This window comes from Amycolatopsis nigrescens CSC17Ta-90, assembly GCF_000384315.1.
In the GTDB taxonomy this organism is placed as follows: domain Bacteria; phylum Actinomycetota; class Actinomycetes; order Mycobacteriales; family Pseudonocardiaceae; genus Amycolatopsis; species Amycolatopsis nigrescens.
Genome location: NZ_ARVW01000001.1, coordinates 131,541 through 146,672, shown reverse-complemented (window position 1 = coordinate 146,672; position 15,132 = coordinate 131,541). Strand labels below are relative to the sequence as shown.

The window sequence follows — 15,132 nt, the reverse complement described above, 5'->3', positions numbered from 1 at the left end:
ACTGGCGATTTCGCTGATTCGGATGGGTCATGGCTGCTCCTAGGGTCGGGGCATGAGCGAATCGGAGATCATCGAGTTCCTGTCCGGCTGGGGCGCGGCGGAGGTGGCCGGCGACGCGGCCGCGCTCGGGGGCTACCTTGCCGAGGACTTCACCGGCGTCGGCCCGCTCGGCTTCACGCTGTCCAAAGAGGACTGGCTGTCCCGGCACGAGACCAGCGCGCTGACCTACACCTCCTTCGACGTGACCGAACCGAGCGTGCGGCTCTACGGCGACACCGCCGTGGTCATCGCCACGCAGCAGGTCGACGGCGCCTACCAGGGGCACCCGATCCCCAGCCAGGTGCGGGTGACGATCGTGGTGGTCAAGCCGGCCGGGCAGTGGCAGCTCGCCGGGGTGCATTCGAGCTTCATCGCCGGGACGCCGGGCGCGCCGCCGATTCCCGGCCGCTGAGCACGTCCGGGACCGATCGACCGAATCGACCAGTAGGAGCAGAGATGAGCACCGCCCGCCCGCTGACCGGCCGCGTCGCGATCGTGACCGGTGCGAGCCGCGACATCGGCGCCGCCACCGCGAAGGCGTTCGGCCAGGCGGGCGCCACGGTCGTGCTGGCCGCCCGCGGTGAGCAGCAGCTGGCCGCGGTCACCGAGGAGATCACCGCGGCGGGCGGCCGGGCGCTGGCCGTGCCCACCGACGTCGCCGACCCGGCCTCGGTGCGGCGGCTGGTGGAGCAGACCCTTGGCGCCTACGGCCGGCTCGACGCGGCGGTGAACAACGCGGCGGCCGCCCGGCACCGGCCGACCCCGCTGGCCGAGCTGAGCATCGAGGAGTACGACGAGGCGGTGGCGGTCAACCTGCGCGGGGTCTTCCTGTCCATGAAGTACGAGATCCCGGCGATGCTGGACAGCGGTGGCGGCGCGATCGTGAACATGTCCTCGACCGGTGGCCTGGAGGCGGTTGCCGGGATCGCCGGGTACGTGTCCACCAAGTTCGGCGTGGTCGGCCTGACCAGGACCGCCGCGCTCGACTACGCCGGCGCCGGGGTCAGGGTGAACGCGCTGGCGCCGGGGCCGATCTTCACCGCCGCCCTGCGCCAGGCCGGCGAGCAGGCACGGGAGCACGTCGCGCACGGGCTGCCGATGCGCCGGATCGGCAGCCCGGAGGAGGTCGCCGCGGCGGCGGTGTGGCTGTGCTCGGAAGCTTCGTCCTTCGTCACCGGCGTCACGCTGCCGGTGGACGGCGGCAAGCTGGCCGGCATGGCGCCCTAAACCCCCAGGTCAACGGTCGTGAGTGAAAAGTGTTGCCGGGGCAACCGTTTTCACTCACGAGGTCGGTAAGGGCCAGTCGCCGATGAAAACGTTTCCACCCAACTAGCTTCTATGGTTGACAGCTACTGAGCCACCATCCAGACTCCCGTGGAATCGATTCCAAGGACGGGAGCGACTGGTGACGGCGAACCGTGCGACCCTCGCGGAAGTGGCCCGGCGGGCCGGGGTCTCGGTGGCGTCGGCGTCGCGGGCGCTCAACGGGGCGTCGGCCAGTCCGGAGATGGTCGCCAGGGTGCGCCAGGCCGCGGACGAGCTCGGCTACGTGGTGGACGCGACGGCCCGCTCGCTGAAAGTTCGCCGCACCGAGCAACTCGCGTTCGCCGTGGCCGATCTCGGCAACCCGGTCTACGTCGCGATGATGCGCTCGATCGAAAAGGTGGTCCGCGCCGCGGGCTACCGGCTGGTCGTCTCCGCCACCGGCGCCGACCCGCTGGACGAGATCGAGCTGATCCGCGGGCTGCACCGGGGCTATGCGGACGGGCTGATCCTCAGCCCGCTGCGGATCACCGACGAGCTGGTCGCCGAGTTGCGGCGGGCGCCGGTGCCGGTGACCGTGGTCGGCAGCCTGCCGCCCGGGGTGGACATCGACAACGTGCGCGCCAACTCGGCCCGCGGTGTCGGGCTGGCCGTGCGGCATCTGGCCGGCACCGGCCGGGCGGCGATCGGTTTCGTGAACGGGCCGATCGACACCGTGCCGGGGATCGCGCGCTCGCGGGGTTTCCGGCGGGCGATGCGCGCACTCGAACGGCCGATCGCGCCGGAGCAGACCGTCGTCGCCGCGGACTTCACGCACGACGCGGGGGAGAAGGCGACCGCCGCGCTGCTGGAGCACTACCGGCCGGACGCGATCCTCTGCGCCAACGACCTGCTTGCGATCGGCACCATGCGGCTGCTGCGGGCGCGCGGGCTGCGCGTGCCGGAGGAGATCGCGGTGGCCGGGATGGACGACACCGAGCTCGCCGAACTGGCAACCCCAGGGCTGACCAGCGTGTCGCTCGGTTCGGAGGAACGCGGCCGGATCGCCGCCACCATGCTGCTGGACCGGCTGGCTGAACCGGCGCGGGCCACCGGCAGGGTCACCGTGCAGCCCGAACTGGTGCTGCGCTCGTCCACCGCGCTCGCGCGCGGGAAGGGGCGGCGCTGATGGTCACCAAGGCGCCGATGGTCGAGCCGCCGCGGACCGCCCCGGTGCCGGTGCGGAACACCGGGCGGGGCCGGGGTTCGCGCGAGGCATGGATGCTGGTGCTGCCCGCGCTGATCCCGGTGCTGGTGCTCAGCACGGTGCCGCTGGCCTGGGGCATCTACCTGGGTTTCACCAACGCCCGCGCCGGGGCCGGCACCAAGATCGATTTCGTCGGGGTGGACAACTTCGTCAAGCTCTGGCACAACGAGCTGTTCCTCGACTCCTTCCTGATCGGGCTGCTCTGGGCGGTCTCGGTGACCGTGCTGCAGTTCCTGCTCGCACTGGGGCTGGCGCTGCTGCTGAACCAGAACCTGCGGCTGCGGGGGCTGGCGCGCACGCTGATGCTGATCCCGTGGGCGATGCCGCCGGTGATCGTGGCGATCATGTGGCGGCTGCTGCTCGATCCCACGGTCGGTCCGGTGAACACGGCGCTGCGGGAGACCGGCGTCATCGACACCGGGATCAACTGGCTCGGCGACTTCCGGACCGCGCTGCCCGCGGTGATCGTGGTCGGGGTCTGGGTGGGCATGCCGCAGACCACGGTCACCCTGCTGGCCGGCCTGCAGGGGGTGCCGCGCGAACTGCACGAGGCGGCCGCGGTGGACGGGGCCGGCACCTGGCGCCGGTTCGCCAAGGTGACGCTGCCGCAGCTGCGGCCGGTCATCCTGGCCATCACCGCGCTCAACTTCATCTGGAACTTTAACTCCTTCGACCTGGTGTACGTGCTCACCGCCGGCGGCCCCGGCGGGCAGACGATGCTGCCGATGCTGTTCGCCTACAACGAGGCCTTCCGGTACGGCCAGTTCGGTTACGCCTCCGCGATGGGCGATGCGATGGTCGTGGTCATCGTGATCTTCCTAGCGCTGTACCTGCGCGCCGGTGTGCGGAAGGGAGAGCGGTGAACAGGACTAGCGCGGCCGGGCGGGTGGGGCAGTACCTGGCGCTGCTGGCGTATCTGGTCTTCCTCGGCTTTCCGTTGCTGTGGCTGCTTTCGGTCTCGCTGAAGTCGCCGACCGAGCTGGCGTCGGTGTCGCCGAGCCTGATCCCGCACGATTTCCACTGGATCAACTATTCCGCGGCTTTCGGCCTGCCGGGACTGCTGCGGTCGGCGCTGAACAGCACGCTGGTCGCGCTGGGCAGCATGGTGCTGACGGTGGTCGTGGCGCTGCCCGCCGCGTATGCGCTGGGGCGGTTCAGGACCAGGCTGCGGGGCGTGGCCACCGGCTGGATCCTGGTCAGCCAGCTGTTCCCGGTGATCCTGACGGTGATCCCGCTGTTCGTGCTGCTGCGCTCGCTCGGGCTGCTGAACACCCTGCCCGGGCTGGTGCTGGTGTACCTGGTCTGGACCCTGCCGTTCGCGTTGTGGATGCTGCGCGGCTACGTGACGGCGCTGCCGGTGGACCTGGAGGAGGCGGCCGCGGTGGACGGCGCGAGCCGGATCCGGATCCTGGTCAGCATCGTGCTGCCGCTGCTGCGACCGGGACTGGTCGCGGTGGCGATGTTCTCCTTCATCTCGGCGTGGAACGAGTTCTTCTTCGCACTGGTGCTGATCCAGGACTCGGACCTGCGCACGTTGCCGCTGACGCTGGCCCGGTTCGTCGGCGCCGAGGGGCAGGTCAGCCTCGGCCCGCTGGCCGCGGGCTCGGTGCTGGCCACCATTCCCAGCCTGCTGGTGTTCGCGATCATGCAGCGCCGGCTCACGTCGGGGTTGCTGGCCGGTGCGGTCAAGGGGTGAGCGCACCGGCCGAAACAGACACTCGGGTGCAAGAAACATCGACCACAAAGGAGTGGAGATGAGACTTACCAGGATCGGGGTCGCCGCGGTGACCGCGGTGACCGCCGCCGGACTGCTCACCGGCTGCGGTTCGGACAGCGGCGAAGGCGGTGGCAAGGTCAACCTGAAGTTCCAGAGCCTGGCCTTCCAACCCGCGTCGGTCGCCGCCGTGCAGAAGATCGTGCAGGACTGGAACACCGCGCATCCCGACATCCAGGTCGAGTACAGCCAGGGCACCTGGAGCTCGGTGCACGACCAGCTGGTCACCCAGTTCGCCGGTGGCACCGCGCCGGACATCATCCACGACGAGGCGGCCGACATCTCCGGGTTCATCCCGCAGGGCTATCTGGCCGACATCTCGGGTGACCTGGCGCCGGAGGTCAAGAACTCCGTGCCGAAGGAGCTATGGGACGTGGTCTCGGCCGAGGGCAAGACCTACGCGGCGCCGACCCTGCTGCAGTCCTATGTGGTCATGGCGAACACCGACCTGCTGAGCAAGAACGGGATCGAGGTGCCGAGCGGGCCGAGCATGTCCTGGGACGAGCTGCAGGCGATGGCGAAGAAGGCGACCGCGAATGGCTCCTTCGGGGTCGGCTGGGGGCTCAAGTCGCCGACCGCGCCGATGATGAACCTGGGGCTGAACTTCGGCGGCACGTACTTCACCGGCACCGACCGGGATGCGCAGGTTCGCGTCGGGGACAACGAAAACCAGGTGCCGCGCCGCATCCACGACATGGCCTATGTGGACAAGTCGCTCGCGCCGACCACGTTGACCCAGTCCGGCACCGACGTGCTGCCCGGCTTCTACGCCGGCGAGTTCGCGATGGTGGTGCAGGGCAACTACGTGGCCCAGCAGATCGCCGAGCAGGCTCCGGACTCGTTCAAGTGGACGGTGCTGCCGCCGCTTTCGGGCAGCTCGGCGAACCAGGCCGCCAACCCGCAGACGCTGTCGGTGTCGCAGGGCAGCGAGCACGTCAAGGAAGCGACCGCGTTCATCAACTACTTCATGCAGGCGGACCGGCTGGCCGCGGTCGGGGAGGGCGACTGGCTGATCCCGGCCACCCAGGAGGCCCGTGACGTGATCATGAAGGCGACCGGTGGCGAGAACGGCTGGAAGCAGACCCTGGACGGGGCGCGCAACCTGGTCGCCGCGCCGTTCCAGGCGGTGACCAACTATCCGCGCTGGAAGGACCAGATCGCGACCCCGGCCTTCCAGCAGTACCTGGCGGACAAGATCAGCCTGCCGGATCTCGGCAAGCGGCTGACGGAGGGCTGGTCGCAGGTCAACCAGTGATTCCGAAGGTGGCGAAGTGAAGGGCGTGGGAGGGGTTTCGTGAATCAGTTGCAGGACAAGGCGATCGGTGCCGTGGCCGGGGCCGCCGTCGGGGACGCGCTGGGCGGTGCGACGGAGGGCTGGACGCCGGAGCAGATCCGAGAGCGCCACGGCGGCTGGGTCACCGGTGTGGTCGGCCCGTTCCTCAGCGACTGGCGCACGGCCCGCCCGATCGCGCCGTACCACAAGGGCGACGGGCACATCACCGACGACACCCTGATGACGCACGCGCTGGTGGAGGTGTACGCGGAGCGGCGCGGCCATCTCGACGCGTACGCCGTGGCGGACGGCCTGGTGCCGCGGCTGATCGGGGACAAGCGCTGGGTGCCGGAGCTGGAGACGGACGCGCTGCTGCTGAGCCGGCTGTTCCTGGCCGAGAAGTGGCTGGTCGCCAGGCTGCACTACGGGCACGTCGACCCGCGGGAGGCCGGGGTCGGCAACATCGTCAACTGCGGGGCCGCGATGTACATGGCGCCGGTGGGCGTGGTGAACGCGATGGATCCGGAACGCGCCTACCACGAGGCGATCGACATCACCGGGGCGCACCAGTCGAGTTACGGGCGTGAGGCGGCGGGGGTGTTCGCGGCCGCGGTCGCCGCGGCGATGGCGCCCGGCGCCACCCCGGCCGCGGTGGTGGACACCTGCCTGGCGCTCGCGCACGACGGCACCAGGGCGGCGATCGAGGCGGTGTGCTCGGCCGCCGATGGCGAGAAGGACTGGCGCACCGGGAATCCCGCGCTGCGGGAGGCCGTCGCGTCTTTCGACACGGTGGGCCCGCATTACCGGCAGCCGTCGCCGGATGCCCGGCGGCCGAGCCGGACGAAGTCGATCGAAGAGCTGCCGGTGGCGCTGGGGCTGCTGGTGCTCACCGGCGGCGACTACCGCGAGGCGGTGCTCGGCGCGGTGAACTACGGCCGCGACGCGGACTCGATCGCGACCATGGCCGGCGCGATCTGCGGTGCGCTGGGCGGGCTTTCCGCGGTGCCCCAGCAGTGGCGGACCGAGGTCTCGGCGGCTAGCAAGATCGACATCGAGGCACCGGGCCGGGTGCTGGCGGAGCTGGCCGGTGAGCTGGCCGCGGCGGAGGACTCGCGGGTGCGCGCCCGCCGGGAGGCGTTCGAACGGCTGTCGGCACCGGCCGGGGGCGCGCGATGAGACTGACCTGGGTGCAGCCGGAGGACCTGGTCGCGCACGAGCTGGTGCAGGCCGCGGCCGAAGGCGCCGACGTGACCGTGCAGGCCGGGAAGTGGTCCGCCGCAGGGGGTTCGCTGGTGCCCGTCGCCGGTGGGGCCTCGGAGCCGGGGGACCCGGAACTGCGCGAACTGGCGCGCGGGCTGCTCGACGAGCTGGACCGGCTGACGGCAGCCCTGCGGTCCACCGAAGAGCTGGACCCGGCGGGGTGGACCGAGCCGCCGCCGCTGCCCGTGCCGGCCGAGGAGGCACTGCTCGACCGGCTGCACGGGGCCTGGCTCGGCCGCGCGGCGGGCTGCCTGCTGGGCAAGCCGGTGGAGAAGATCCCGCGCGCCGGCATCGAGGAGATCGCCCGCGCCACCGGGAACTGGCCGATCCGCGGCTATTTCACCGAGGCCGGGCTGCCGGCCGAGGTGGCGGCCCGCTGGCCGTGGAACCGGCGCAGCAGGCCGACCAGTCTCGCCGAGAACATCGACGGCATGCCGGAGGACGACGACCTGAACTTCGCCATGCTCGCGCTGGAGCTGGTGGAACGGCATGGCGGGGAGCTGAGCACCGAGCAGGTCGCTGAGTCCTGGCTGACCGAGCTGCCGGCCGGGCGGGTGTTCACCGCCGAACGCGCCGCCTACCGCAACCTGCTCGAAGCGGTGCCGCCCGCGCTGGCCGCCGTGGTGCGCAACCCGTTCCGCGAATGGATCGGCGCGCTGATCCGTGCTGACGTGTACGGCTGGGTGCGTCCCGGTGACCCGCACGCCGCCGCGCGGCTGGCGTATGTCGACGCCCGGCTGAGCCATCGGCGCAACGGCGTCTACGGCGCGATGTTCGTCGCCGCGATGAGCGCGGCCGCGGTGACCGGCACGAACGTCCATGCAGTAGTCCATTGTGGACTCTCCGTGGTTCCGCCGGACAGCGCGCTGGCCGAAGCGGTGCGGTTCGGTGCCGATCTGGGCGGCAGCGGGCTGCCGCTGGAGGCGGCGCTGGACGAACTGCACGCCGTCTACGGTGCGCTGCACTGGGTGCACGTGCTGAACAACGCCGCGCTGATCGCGTACGCGCTGGTTTCCGCCGAGGGCGAGTTCGGTGCCGCGGTCGCGGCCGCGGTGGCGGCGGGCTGGGACACCGACTCGGCCGGGGCGACGGTGGGCGCGGTCTGCGGGGCGCTGGCCGGAGCGGCGGGGCTGCCGGAACAGTGGACGAAGCCGTTGCGCAACCGGATTGCGAGCAGCCTGCCCGGGTTCGATCGCGTTGCCATCGACGAGCTGGCCCGCCGCACGCTGGCGGTGGCGGCCCGATGACAGCCAAGCCAGCACGGATCGAGCCCCGCGACCTGTCCGTGCCGCGGCCGATCGACCTGCCGGCCCAGGTTCCGCTGGACGGGCGCGCCGACCTGACCGAGTTGGACGATGCCAAGATCTTCGCCGCGCCGGAGGACCCGGCGGACTGGCCGGCCTGGCGCGAGACCCTGCACCGCTGGCGGGCCTCCGCGCGTCGACGGTACTGCATGGACGGCGCTGCCGGTCCGGCCTACACCCGTGCGGGCTGGGCGGCGGGCTGCTACTCGGTCTGCCTGGTGTGGCTGTGGGACGAGCGGCTCTACGACCGGGCCACCGGCCGCTTCACGGTCGCGGAGTTCCTTCGCGGCGGTGAAGAGACCTATGGCGGCTTCGACGCCGTCGTGCTCTGGCACGCGTACCCGGTGATCGGCCTGGACCCGCGCAACCAGTGGGACTACTACCGCGACGTGCCGGGGCTGGCCGGGCTGGTCGGCGAGTTCCACGAGCACGGGCTCCGGGTGTTCGTCGACTACAACCCCTGGGACGGCGGGACAAGGCGGACCGGGCGCGAAGACGCGGCCGAGATCGCGATGCTGGTCGCGGACTACGGCGTGGACGGCGTTTTCCTGGACACGCTGAAGGAGGGCGCGCGGGACGTGATCGACGCGGTCGGCCCGGACGTCGCGCTGGAAGGCGAGTCCCGGCTGCCGCTGGCCGCGGTCGCCGACCACGCGCTTTCCTGGGCGCAGTGGTTCGCCGACAGCGCGGCGCCGGGGGTGCTGCGCGCGCACTGGTTCGAGCGGCGGCACCTGATGCACCACACCAGGCGGTGGAACCGCGACCACAGCGCCGAACTGCAGTCGGCCTGGGTGAACGGCTGCGGCATGCTGGTCTGGGACGACGTGTTCGGTGTCTGGGTCGGCTGGAACGAACGCGATCTGGCGACCCTGCGGGCGATGCGCCGGCTGCAACGGGCTTTCCACCGCCAGTTCGCCGAGGGCGAGTGGACTCCGCTGGCCGATCACCACGAGGACGCCGTCGCGGCCGGCGTGTTCGCGCACCGGTACGACCTGGACGGGGTCACCGTGTGGGCGGTGGTGAACCGCGGCGACACCGCCTATCGCGGTCCGGTGCTGCGCACGGATCCGGTGGGCAGCTGGTCCGAGCAGGCCGGTGGCGCGGCCGTGCACGCCGACGAACGGGCCGTCAGCACCGAGGTCGCGGCCGGTGGAATTGCTTGCCTGGTAAGGAGTTCCGTGCCGCTGGCCACGCCGGCGGCGGCGCCGCTTGGCGGGGACACGGGCTTTCCCGCCAGGACCGCGCGCCCGGTGCCGGAACCGGCGGCGGTGGGCGAACCGCCCGCGGACGCGGTGCGGATCGAGCCAGGCCGGTACGTGCTGCCGGTCCGCTACCGGCTGCGCGAAACCGGTCAGCACGGCGAAACCCGCTGGATCGACGCGTGGAAACCGCTGCCGCCCGAGCTGCACTCCGTCGTCGAGACCGAGCGCGAGGCGGAACTCGGCGCGGTGGCCGTGGACCGGCTGGAGGTCAGCAACGCGGAGTTCCACGAGTTCCTGACCGCCACCGGCTACCGGCCCCTGGTGGCGCACCGGTTTCTCGCGCACTGGAACGGTGCCGCACCCGCGCCGGGCACGGGTGACGAACCGGTCGCCTTCGTCAGCCTCGACGACGCCCGCGCCTATGCGCGGTGGCGCGGCGCGCGGCTGCCCAGCACCGCGGAATGGCAGCTGGCCATCCAGCGGGGTGCCGGACGGCGCGATCCGCTGGTGTGGAACTGGACGGCGAGCGAGCACACCGACGGGGTCACCCGGTTCGCCTTGCTCAAGGGCGGCGGCTGGTTCGCCGCGGAAGGTTCGGACTGGTACGTCGACGGCGGCCCGCAACCGCCGGAGTGGGAGCTGAAGCTGGTGCTGCCCGGCGGCGGGTTGGAGCGCTCGGCCTGCGTTGGTTTCCGGTGCGCGGTGCAGGTGGCCGGCTGATGGCGGCGCTGCACGGGGTGCGGGTGATCGACGCGGCGACGCTGTTCGCCGGGCCGCTGGCCGCCACCCACCTCGGCGACTTCGGCGCCGACGTGGTCAAGGTCGAGCATCCGGGGCGGCCGGACGCCGCGCGCGGGCACGGCGCGGCCAAGGACGGCATCGGGCTGTGGTGGAAGACGCTCGGCCGCAACAAGCGCGCACTCACCCTCGATCTGTCCAAAGAGGACGGTGCACGGCTGCTGCTCGCGCTCGCCGAGCGGTCCGACGTGCTGGTGGAGAACTTCCGCCCCGGCACGCTGGAGCGCTGGAACCTGGCGCCGGAACGGCTGCACGAGGTCAACCCCGGGCTGGTGATCGCCAGGGTGACCGCGTTCGGCCAGGTCGGCCCGTACGCGGGACGGCCGGGTTTCGGGTCGCTGGCCGAGGCGATGAGCGGGTTCGCCGCGGTGACCGGCCAGCCGGACGGCCCGCCGACGCTGCCGCCGTTCGGCCTGGCGGACGGCATCACCGCGATCGCCACCGCGTTCGCGATCACGACCGCCCTGCGTGATCGCGACCGGACCGGGCACGGGCAGGTCATCGACATGGCGATCATCGAGCCGATGCTCGCCATGCTCGGTGGCCAGCTCACCGCCTACGACCAGCTCGGCGTGGTGCAGCCGCGGACAGGGAACCGGTCGGCGAACAACGCGCCCCGCAACGTCTACCGCAGCCGGGACGGGGTTTGGCTGGCCCTGTCCACCAGCTCGCAGAGCATCGCCGAACGCGTGCTGCACCTGGTGGGACGCGCGGATCTGGTGCAGCGGCAGTGGTTCGCCACCGGGCGCACCAGGGCCGAGCACGCCGACGAGCTGGACGCGGCGGTGGGGGAGTGGATCGCCGCTCGCGATTCCGGCGAGGTCGTCGAGGCCTTCGAACGGGCGCAGGCGGCGATAGCGCCGGTGTACGACGCGCGCGACATCATGGCCGACCCGCAGTTCCAGGCGCTGGGCACGATCGCCACCGTGCCCGACGAGCAGCTCGGGCCGGTGCGGATGCAGAACGTGCTGTTCCGGCTCAGCGCCAGTCCCGGCGCGATCCGCTGGGCCGGCAGGGCGCACGGCGCGGACACCGACGAGGTGCTCACCGAGCTGGGCTGCTCGCCGTCGGAGATCGCCGGGCTGCGGGCGGCGAAGGTGGTATGAGCCCGTGCCGTTGACCTACCTGTACGTGCCCGGCGACCGCCCGGACCGGTTCGCCAAGGCGCTCGTCTCCGGTGCCGACGTGGTGATCGTGGACCTGGAGGACGCGGTCGCCGCGGAGCACAAGGAACAGGCCCGCGCCACCGTCGCCGAATGGCTGCCGGATGCGCCGCCGGGCGCCGTCGAGGTTCGCGTCAACGCATTGGGCACCCCGTGGGCCGAGGCCGATCTCGCCGCGCTTGAGGACCAGCCGTCCTTGCGCGCTGTCCGACTGCCGAAGGTGGAAGCCGCGGCGGACGTCGTGACCGCCCTGGACCGGCTGGCCGCCACCGGGACGAAGCTGCAGTGCCTGATCGAGACCGCCCGCGGTGTGGAGGCGGCCTACCAGATCGCCACCGCGTCCGCCAGGGTGGCCGGGATCGGGCTCGGCGAAGCCGACCTGCGCGGCGACCTCGGCCTCAGCGACGACGCCGGGCTGTCCTACGCCCGTTCGCGGATCGTCGTCGCCGCGCGGGCCGCCGGTCTCGAGCCGCCCGTCATGTCGGTCTACCCGCACGTGGCCGATCTCGCCGGGCTGGCCGAGTCCTGCCGGGCCGGCCGGCGGCTGGGTTTCGTCGGCCGCGGCGCCATCCACCCCAGGCAGCTGCCGGTGATCAGGTCCGCGTTCCGCCCGTCCACGGCCGAAGTGGCCGGAGCGCGGGAACTGCTTTCCGCTTTCGACCAAGGGGTCGCGGCCGGGCGCGGGGTCATCGTGCTCGCCGACGGCCGGATGGTGGACGCGGCCATGGTCAGCCGGGCCCGGCAGATCATCGAGCTGGCGGCGCTGGCCGCCACCTAGTGCGCACCCTTGGCGAGACCCAGGTCACCTGCCGGGCTGTCACATTTCGCCGGGCTGCGGTGTCAATGAGGTGTAACTACCAACAACGGCAAGGAGTGCGTCATGGACGCCCGGTTGAACCTGTTCGGCAGCCCGCTCGCGGGCCAGGCCTTCAAGCACCTCATCGCGGCGGGCAAGCCGGTCGCGGAGTCGACGCTGCCGGCCGCCACGCAGGAACTGGTGAAGATCCGCGCCAGCCAGATCAACGGCTGCGGCTTCTGCACCGACATGCACACCAAGGAAGCCACGCACGCCGGCGAGACCCAGACCCGCCTCAACCTGGTCGCGGCCTGGCGGGAGGCCACGGTGTTCACCGACGCCGAGCGCGCCGCGCTGGAGCTGACCGAACAGGGCACCCGCGTCGCCGACGCGGCCGGTGGCGTCACCGACGACGCATGGGCGAACGCGGCCAAGTACTACGACGAGGAGGAGCTCACCGCACTGGTGCTGCTGATCGCCTTCATCAACGCCTTCAACCGCTTGAACGTGATCGTCCAGCAGCCCGCCGGCGGCTACCAGGTCGGCCAGTTCGGCTGACCGGCCCTAACCTGGCCGCGACCGCCGGTGCTCGTCCACCCGGCGGTCCGGCCGATCCCGGTTGATCGACCAGCCCGCCTGCGGGGTCAGCTCGGGTGATCGTCCTTCGCGCCGGGTGACCTGCGGGCGATCGCCTCGATCATCAGGTCCAGCGCGAACGTGAAGTTGCCGGGATCGTCCAGCGCCGGCAGATACCGGGCCACCGCGGCGATGTTCGGATAGTCCTGCTCGGACAGCCTGCGGTACTGCCCGTCCCATGCCGCGAGGTCGGCGTCCCGCACGTCCGGATCGAGTGCGGCCAGCGCGGCGTCCAGGCTGGAGTGCGCCAGCACGAAATCGCCGAAAGCGCGGTAGTGGCGGGCGGCGGCCTCGTCGTCGAAGCCTGCCCGGCGCAGGCAGGACAGGATGTGCTCCACCCCGCGAAACTCGTGCGGCCGGCGTGCGGTCCTGGCCGCGAGCTGCGCGAGCTGGGGATGCCGCAGATAGGCCGTGTGCAGGTTGAGCGCACCACGGCGGAGGTCGGCTCGCCAGTCGTCGGTGGTGGCCAGGCCGCTCTCCTGGGACTGCGCCTGCAACGCGTCGGTGATCGCGAGCAGCAGCTCGTCCTTGTCCCGGAAGTGCCGGTAGATCGCGGTCGGGTGGGCGCCGAGCGCGCGACCTAGCGCGGCGAAGGTCAGCGCCTCGACCCCGCTCCGGTCGACGATGGCGAAGGCCGCGTCGACGATCACCTGCTGGTTCAGGCTGTTCCGCGGCCTGCGGCGGCGAGTGGCGGCCATCGTGCCTCCATAGTCACGGTGTTGACTATAACGTTGACCATGCGGAGACTACCCGCTCATGCACGTCTCCGAGCACCGAACCGCGGACCTGCTGCTGCACGGCGGACTGGTGCGCACACTCGACCCCGACCATCCTGTCGCGGAGGCCGTCGCGGTGCGCGACGGCAAGATCCTCGCCGTCGGCGGCGACCGCGAACTGCGCCCGCTGCGCGGCTCGCGCACGACGACGGTCGACCTCGAAGGCGCGACCCTCACCCCCGGCCTCGTCGACGGTCACCTGCATCCGGTGCTGGGGCTGGAAACGACCGCGGGAGCCGACCTCGGCGGGGTGCGCGACCCGCGAGGTTTGCGCGACCGGATCGCCGCGGAACGGCGGCGGGCGGGTCCGGGTGACTGGATCCTCGGCTGGAACCTGGATCCCAACGTGTTCGGCGAAACCCCGGTCACCGCGCGAGTGGTGGACGAGGTGGCCGGCGAGGTCCCCGTCTTCCTGACCTTCGCCGACGCCCACTCGGCATTGGCGAGTTCCGCCGCGCTGCGGCTGGCCGGCGTCCACGGCCCGCGCGAGTTCGGGCAGGGCGCCAGCATCGCCTGCGATCCGGCCGGGCGGCCCACCGGTCACCTGCTCGAGCACGAGGCGATGGACCTGGTGCGCCTGGTCATCCCGGCCGAGCCGGCCGCGCGTCGCCGGGCGCGGCTGCGGCGCCTGCTCCGGCAGCTGGCCGCGGCCGGGGTCACCGGCGGGCACGTGATGGACGGCGACGGCATCGACCTGGTCCGCGAGTTGGATGAGGTGGGGGAGTTGCCGGTGCGGCTGCGGTTCGCCCCGTGGTGCATGCCCGGCGACGGCGAGCCGGGTTGGCGGGAGCTGCTCGGGAAGCAGCGGTGGCGGGGCGAGTTGTGGCGGGTCGGTGGAGTCAAGTTCTTCCTCGACGGCACGGTCGACGGCGGAACCGCCTGGCTGGAGGAACCGGATACCAGGGGCGCCTCCACCCGGTCGTTCTGGCCGGAGCCCGCGGAATTCTCCACCGCGCTCAGGTTCTTCGCCGCGCACGGCGTGCCGACCGCGACCCACGCCATCGGGGACGCCGCCGTCCGGCACGTGCTGGACGCGGTGGCGGGGGCGCCGGCCACCGGTGCCCGGCATCGGGTCGAGCACCTGGAAACCGTGCCGGACGGCCAGCTCGGCCGCTTCGCCGAGCTGGGCGTGGTGGCGTCGATGCAGCCCACCCACGCCCACTTCAGCAGGTCCGACGGCAGCGACAACTGGTCCAGGCGGCTGGGCGCCCTGCGCGCGGGCAGGGCATGGCGTTGCCGCGACCTCGTCGACGCCGGAGCCATCCTGGTCCTCGGCTCCGACTGGCCGATCGCGCCGTTCGACCCGCGGCGGGTGCTCACCGGAGCCCGGTTGCGCCGCCCGGCGGGCAGTCCCGAAGTCGAGCCGCTGTTGCCGGGGCAGGCCCTCACCGCGTTGATGGCGTTGGAGGGGATGACCACCCACGCCGCCGAAGCGGTCGGCGAATCCGCGGTCTCCGGCCGGATCCGGCCCGGTGGGCGCGCCGACCTCACCGCCTTCGCTGCCGATCCGTTGCGGGCACCCGCCGACGAGCTCGCCGACGCGCCCATCGTGCTGACAGTCCTAAATGGACAGGTAACTCACCGGGCCCGAGTGTGAAGGAG

The 15,132-nt window shown here is 71.9% G+C and carries 14 protein-coding genes; 13 read left to right on the top strand and 1 reads right to left on the bottom strand.

Annotation, left to right across the window (positions count from 1 at the left end; all coding sequences use genetic code 11):
- Positions 1-52: 52 nt before the first annotated feature.
- From AMYNI_RS0100650 to AMYNI_RS0100595, 12 genes are all read left to right on the top strand, one after another.
- Entirely contained in the window at positions 53-451 is a 399-nt protein-coding gene (locus AMYNI_RS0100650; RefSeq protein ID WP_020666023.1) for a nuclear transport factor 2 family protein, read from the top strand.
- 44 nt (positions 452-495) lie between these two features.
- Positions 496-1,266, top strand: coding sequence for an SDR family NAD(P)-dependent oxidoreductase (locus tag AMYNI_RS0100645; RefSeq protein ID WP_020666022.1), 771 nt, complete (start codon positions 496-498; stop codon positions 1,264-1,266).
- 178 nt (positions 1,267-1,444) lie between these two features.
- Positions 1,445-2,470, top strand: a complete 1,026-nt coding sequence (locus AMYNI_RS0100640; protein WP_020666021.1) for a LacI family DNA-binding transcriptional regulator — start codon at positions 1,445-1,447, stop codon at positions 2,468-2,470.
- Positions 2,470-3,411, top strand: a complete 942-nt coding sequence (locus AMYNI_RS0100635) for a carbohydrate ABC transporter permease (protein WP_020666020.1) — start codon at positions 2,470-2,472, stop codon at positions 3,409-3,411. The genes AMYNI_RS0100640 and AMYNI_RS0100635 overlap by 1 nt, the downstream gene beginning before the upstream one ends.
- The gene (locus AMYNI_RS0100630; protein ID WP_026359906.1) at positions 3,408-4,244 is read left to right on the top strand and encodes a carbohydrate ABC transporter permease; all 837 of its coding nucleotides are present in this window, start codon (positions 3,408-3,410) and stop codon (positions 4,242-4,244) included. Before AMYNI_RS0100635 ends, AMYNI_RS0100630 begins: the two co-directional genes overlap by 4 nt.
- 58 nt (positions 4,245-4,302) lie before the next feature.
- Entirely contained in the window at positions 4,303-5,577 is a 1,275-nt protein-coding gene (locus AMYNI_RS0100625) for an ABC transporter substrate-binding protein (RefSeq protein ID WP_020666018.1), read from the top strand.
- A gap of 39 nt (positions 5,578-5,616) precedes the next feature.
- Positions 5,617-6,771, top strand: a complete 1,155-nt coding sequence (locus AMYNI_RS0100620) for an ADP-ribosylglycohydrolase family protein (RefSeq protein ID WP_020666017.1) — start codon at positions 5,617-5,619, stop codon at positions 6,769-6,771.
- On the top strand, positions 6,768-8,102 hold the full coding sequence (locus AMYNI_RS0100615; protein ID WP_020666016.1) for an ADP-ribosylglycohydrolase family protein: 1,335 nt from the start codon (positions 6,768-6,770) through the stop codon (positions 8,100-8,102). The genes AMYNI_RS0100620 and AMYNI_RS0100615 overlap by 4 nt, the downstream gene beginning before the upstream one ends.
- Positions 8,099-10,081 (top strand): SUMF1/EgtB/PvdO family nonheme iron enzyme, encoded by a 1,983-nt coding sequence (locus AMYNI_RS0100610; RefSeq protein ID WP_020666015.1) that lies wholly within the window; start codon positions 8,099-8,101, stop codon positions 10,079-10,081. Before AMYNI_RS0100615 ends, AMYNI_RS0100610 begins: the two co-directional genes overlap by 4 nt.
- Positions 10,081-11,265: a CaiB/BaiF CoA transferase family protein gene (locus AMYNI_RS0100605; RefSeq protein ID WP_040406322.1), complete on the top strand. Its 1,185-nt coding sequence runs from the start codon at positions 10,081-10,083 to the stop codon at positions 11,263-11,265. Before AMYNI_RS0100610 ends, AMYNI_RS0100605 begins: the two co-directional genes overlap by 1 nt.
- A gap of 4 nt (positions 11,266-11,269) precedes the next feature.
- Positions 11,270-12,100, top strand: a complete 831-nt coding sequence (locus tag AMYNI_RS0100600; RefSeq protein WP_020666013.1) for an HpcH/HpaI aldolase/citrate lyase family protein — start codon at positions 11,270-11,272, stop codon at positions 12,098-12,100.
- A gap of 102 nt (positions 12,101-12,202) precedes the next feature.
- The gene (locus AMYNI_RS0100595; RefSeq protein ID WP_020666012.1) at positions 12,203-12,676 is read left to right on the top strand and encodes a carboxymuconolactone decarboxylase family protein; all 474 of its coding nucleotides are present in this window, start codon (positions 12,203-12,205) and stop codon (positions 12,674-12,676) included.
- Between the two features lie 86 nt (positions 12,677-12,762).
- Here the strand turns inward: AMYNI_RS0100595 and AMYNI_RS43185 are convergent, their stop codons facing one another.
- Positions 12,763-13,452 carry a TetR/AcrR family transcriptional regulator gene (locus AMYNI_RS43185; protein ID WP_020666011.1) on the bottom strand — a complete coding sequence of 230 codons (690 nt, stop codon included), beginning with the start codon at positions 13,450-13,452 and terminating at the stop codon, positions 12,763-12,765.
- Positions 13,453-13,510: 58 nt separating this feature from the next.
- On the opposite strand from AMYNI_RS43185, the gene AMYNI_RS0100585 reads away from it, so the two are divergent.
- Positions 13,511-15,127, top strand: coding sequence for an amidohydrolase (locus AMYNI_RS0100585; protein WP_020666010.1), 1,617 nt, complete (start codon positions 13,511-13,513; stop codon positions 15,125-15,127).
- Positions 15,128-15,132 lie beyond the last annotated feature (5 nt).

Coding starts and splice junctions, on each gene's coding strand:
- AMYNI_RS0100650 (WP_020666023.1), top strand. CDS start 53: ATGAGCGAATCGGAGATCATCGAGTTCCTGTCCGGCTGGGGCGCGGCG.
- AMYNI_RS0100645 (WP_020666022.1), top strand. CDS start 496: ATGAGCACCGCCCGCCCGCTGACCGGCCGCGTCGCGATCGTGACCGGT.
- AMYNI_RS0100635 (WP_020666020.1), top strand. CDS start 2,470: ATGGTCACCAAGGCGCCGATGGTCGAGCCGCCGCGGACCGCCCCGGTG.
- AMYNI_RS0100625 (WP_020666018.1), top strand. CDS start 4,303: ATGAGACTTACCAGGATCGGGGTCGCCGCGGTGACCGCGGTGACCGCC.
- AMYNI_RS0100615 (WP_020666016.1), top strand. CDS start 6,768: ATGAGACTGACCTGGGTGCAGCCGGAGGACCTGGTCGCGCACGAGCTG.
- AMYNI_RS0100610 (WP_020666015.1), top strand. CDS start 8,099: ATGACAGCCAAGCCAGCACGGATCGAGCCCCGCGACCTGTCCGTGCCG.
- AMYNI_RS0100605 (WP_040406322.1), top strand. CDS start 10,081: ATGGCGGCGCTGCACGGGGTGCGGGTGATCGACGCGGCGACGCTGTTC.
- AMYNI_RS0100595 (WP_020666012.1), top strand. CDS start 12,203: ATGGACGCCCGGTTGAACCTGTTCGGCAGCCCGCTCGCGGGCCAGGCC.
- AMYNI_RS43185 (WP_020666011.1), bottom strand. CDS start 13,452: ATGGCCGCCACTCGCCGCCGCAGGCCGCGGAACAGCCTGAACCAGCAG.
- AMYNI_RS0100585 (WP_020666010.1), top strand. CDS start 13,511: ATGCACGTCTCCGAGCACCGAACCGCGGACCTGCTGCTGCACGGCGGA.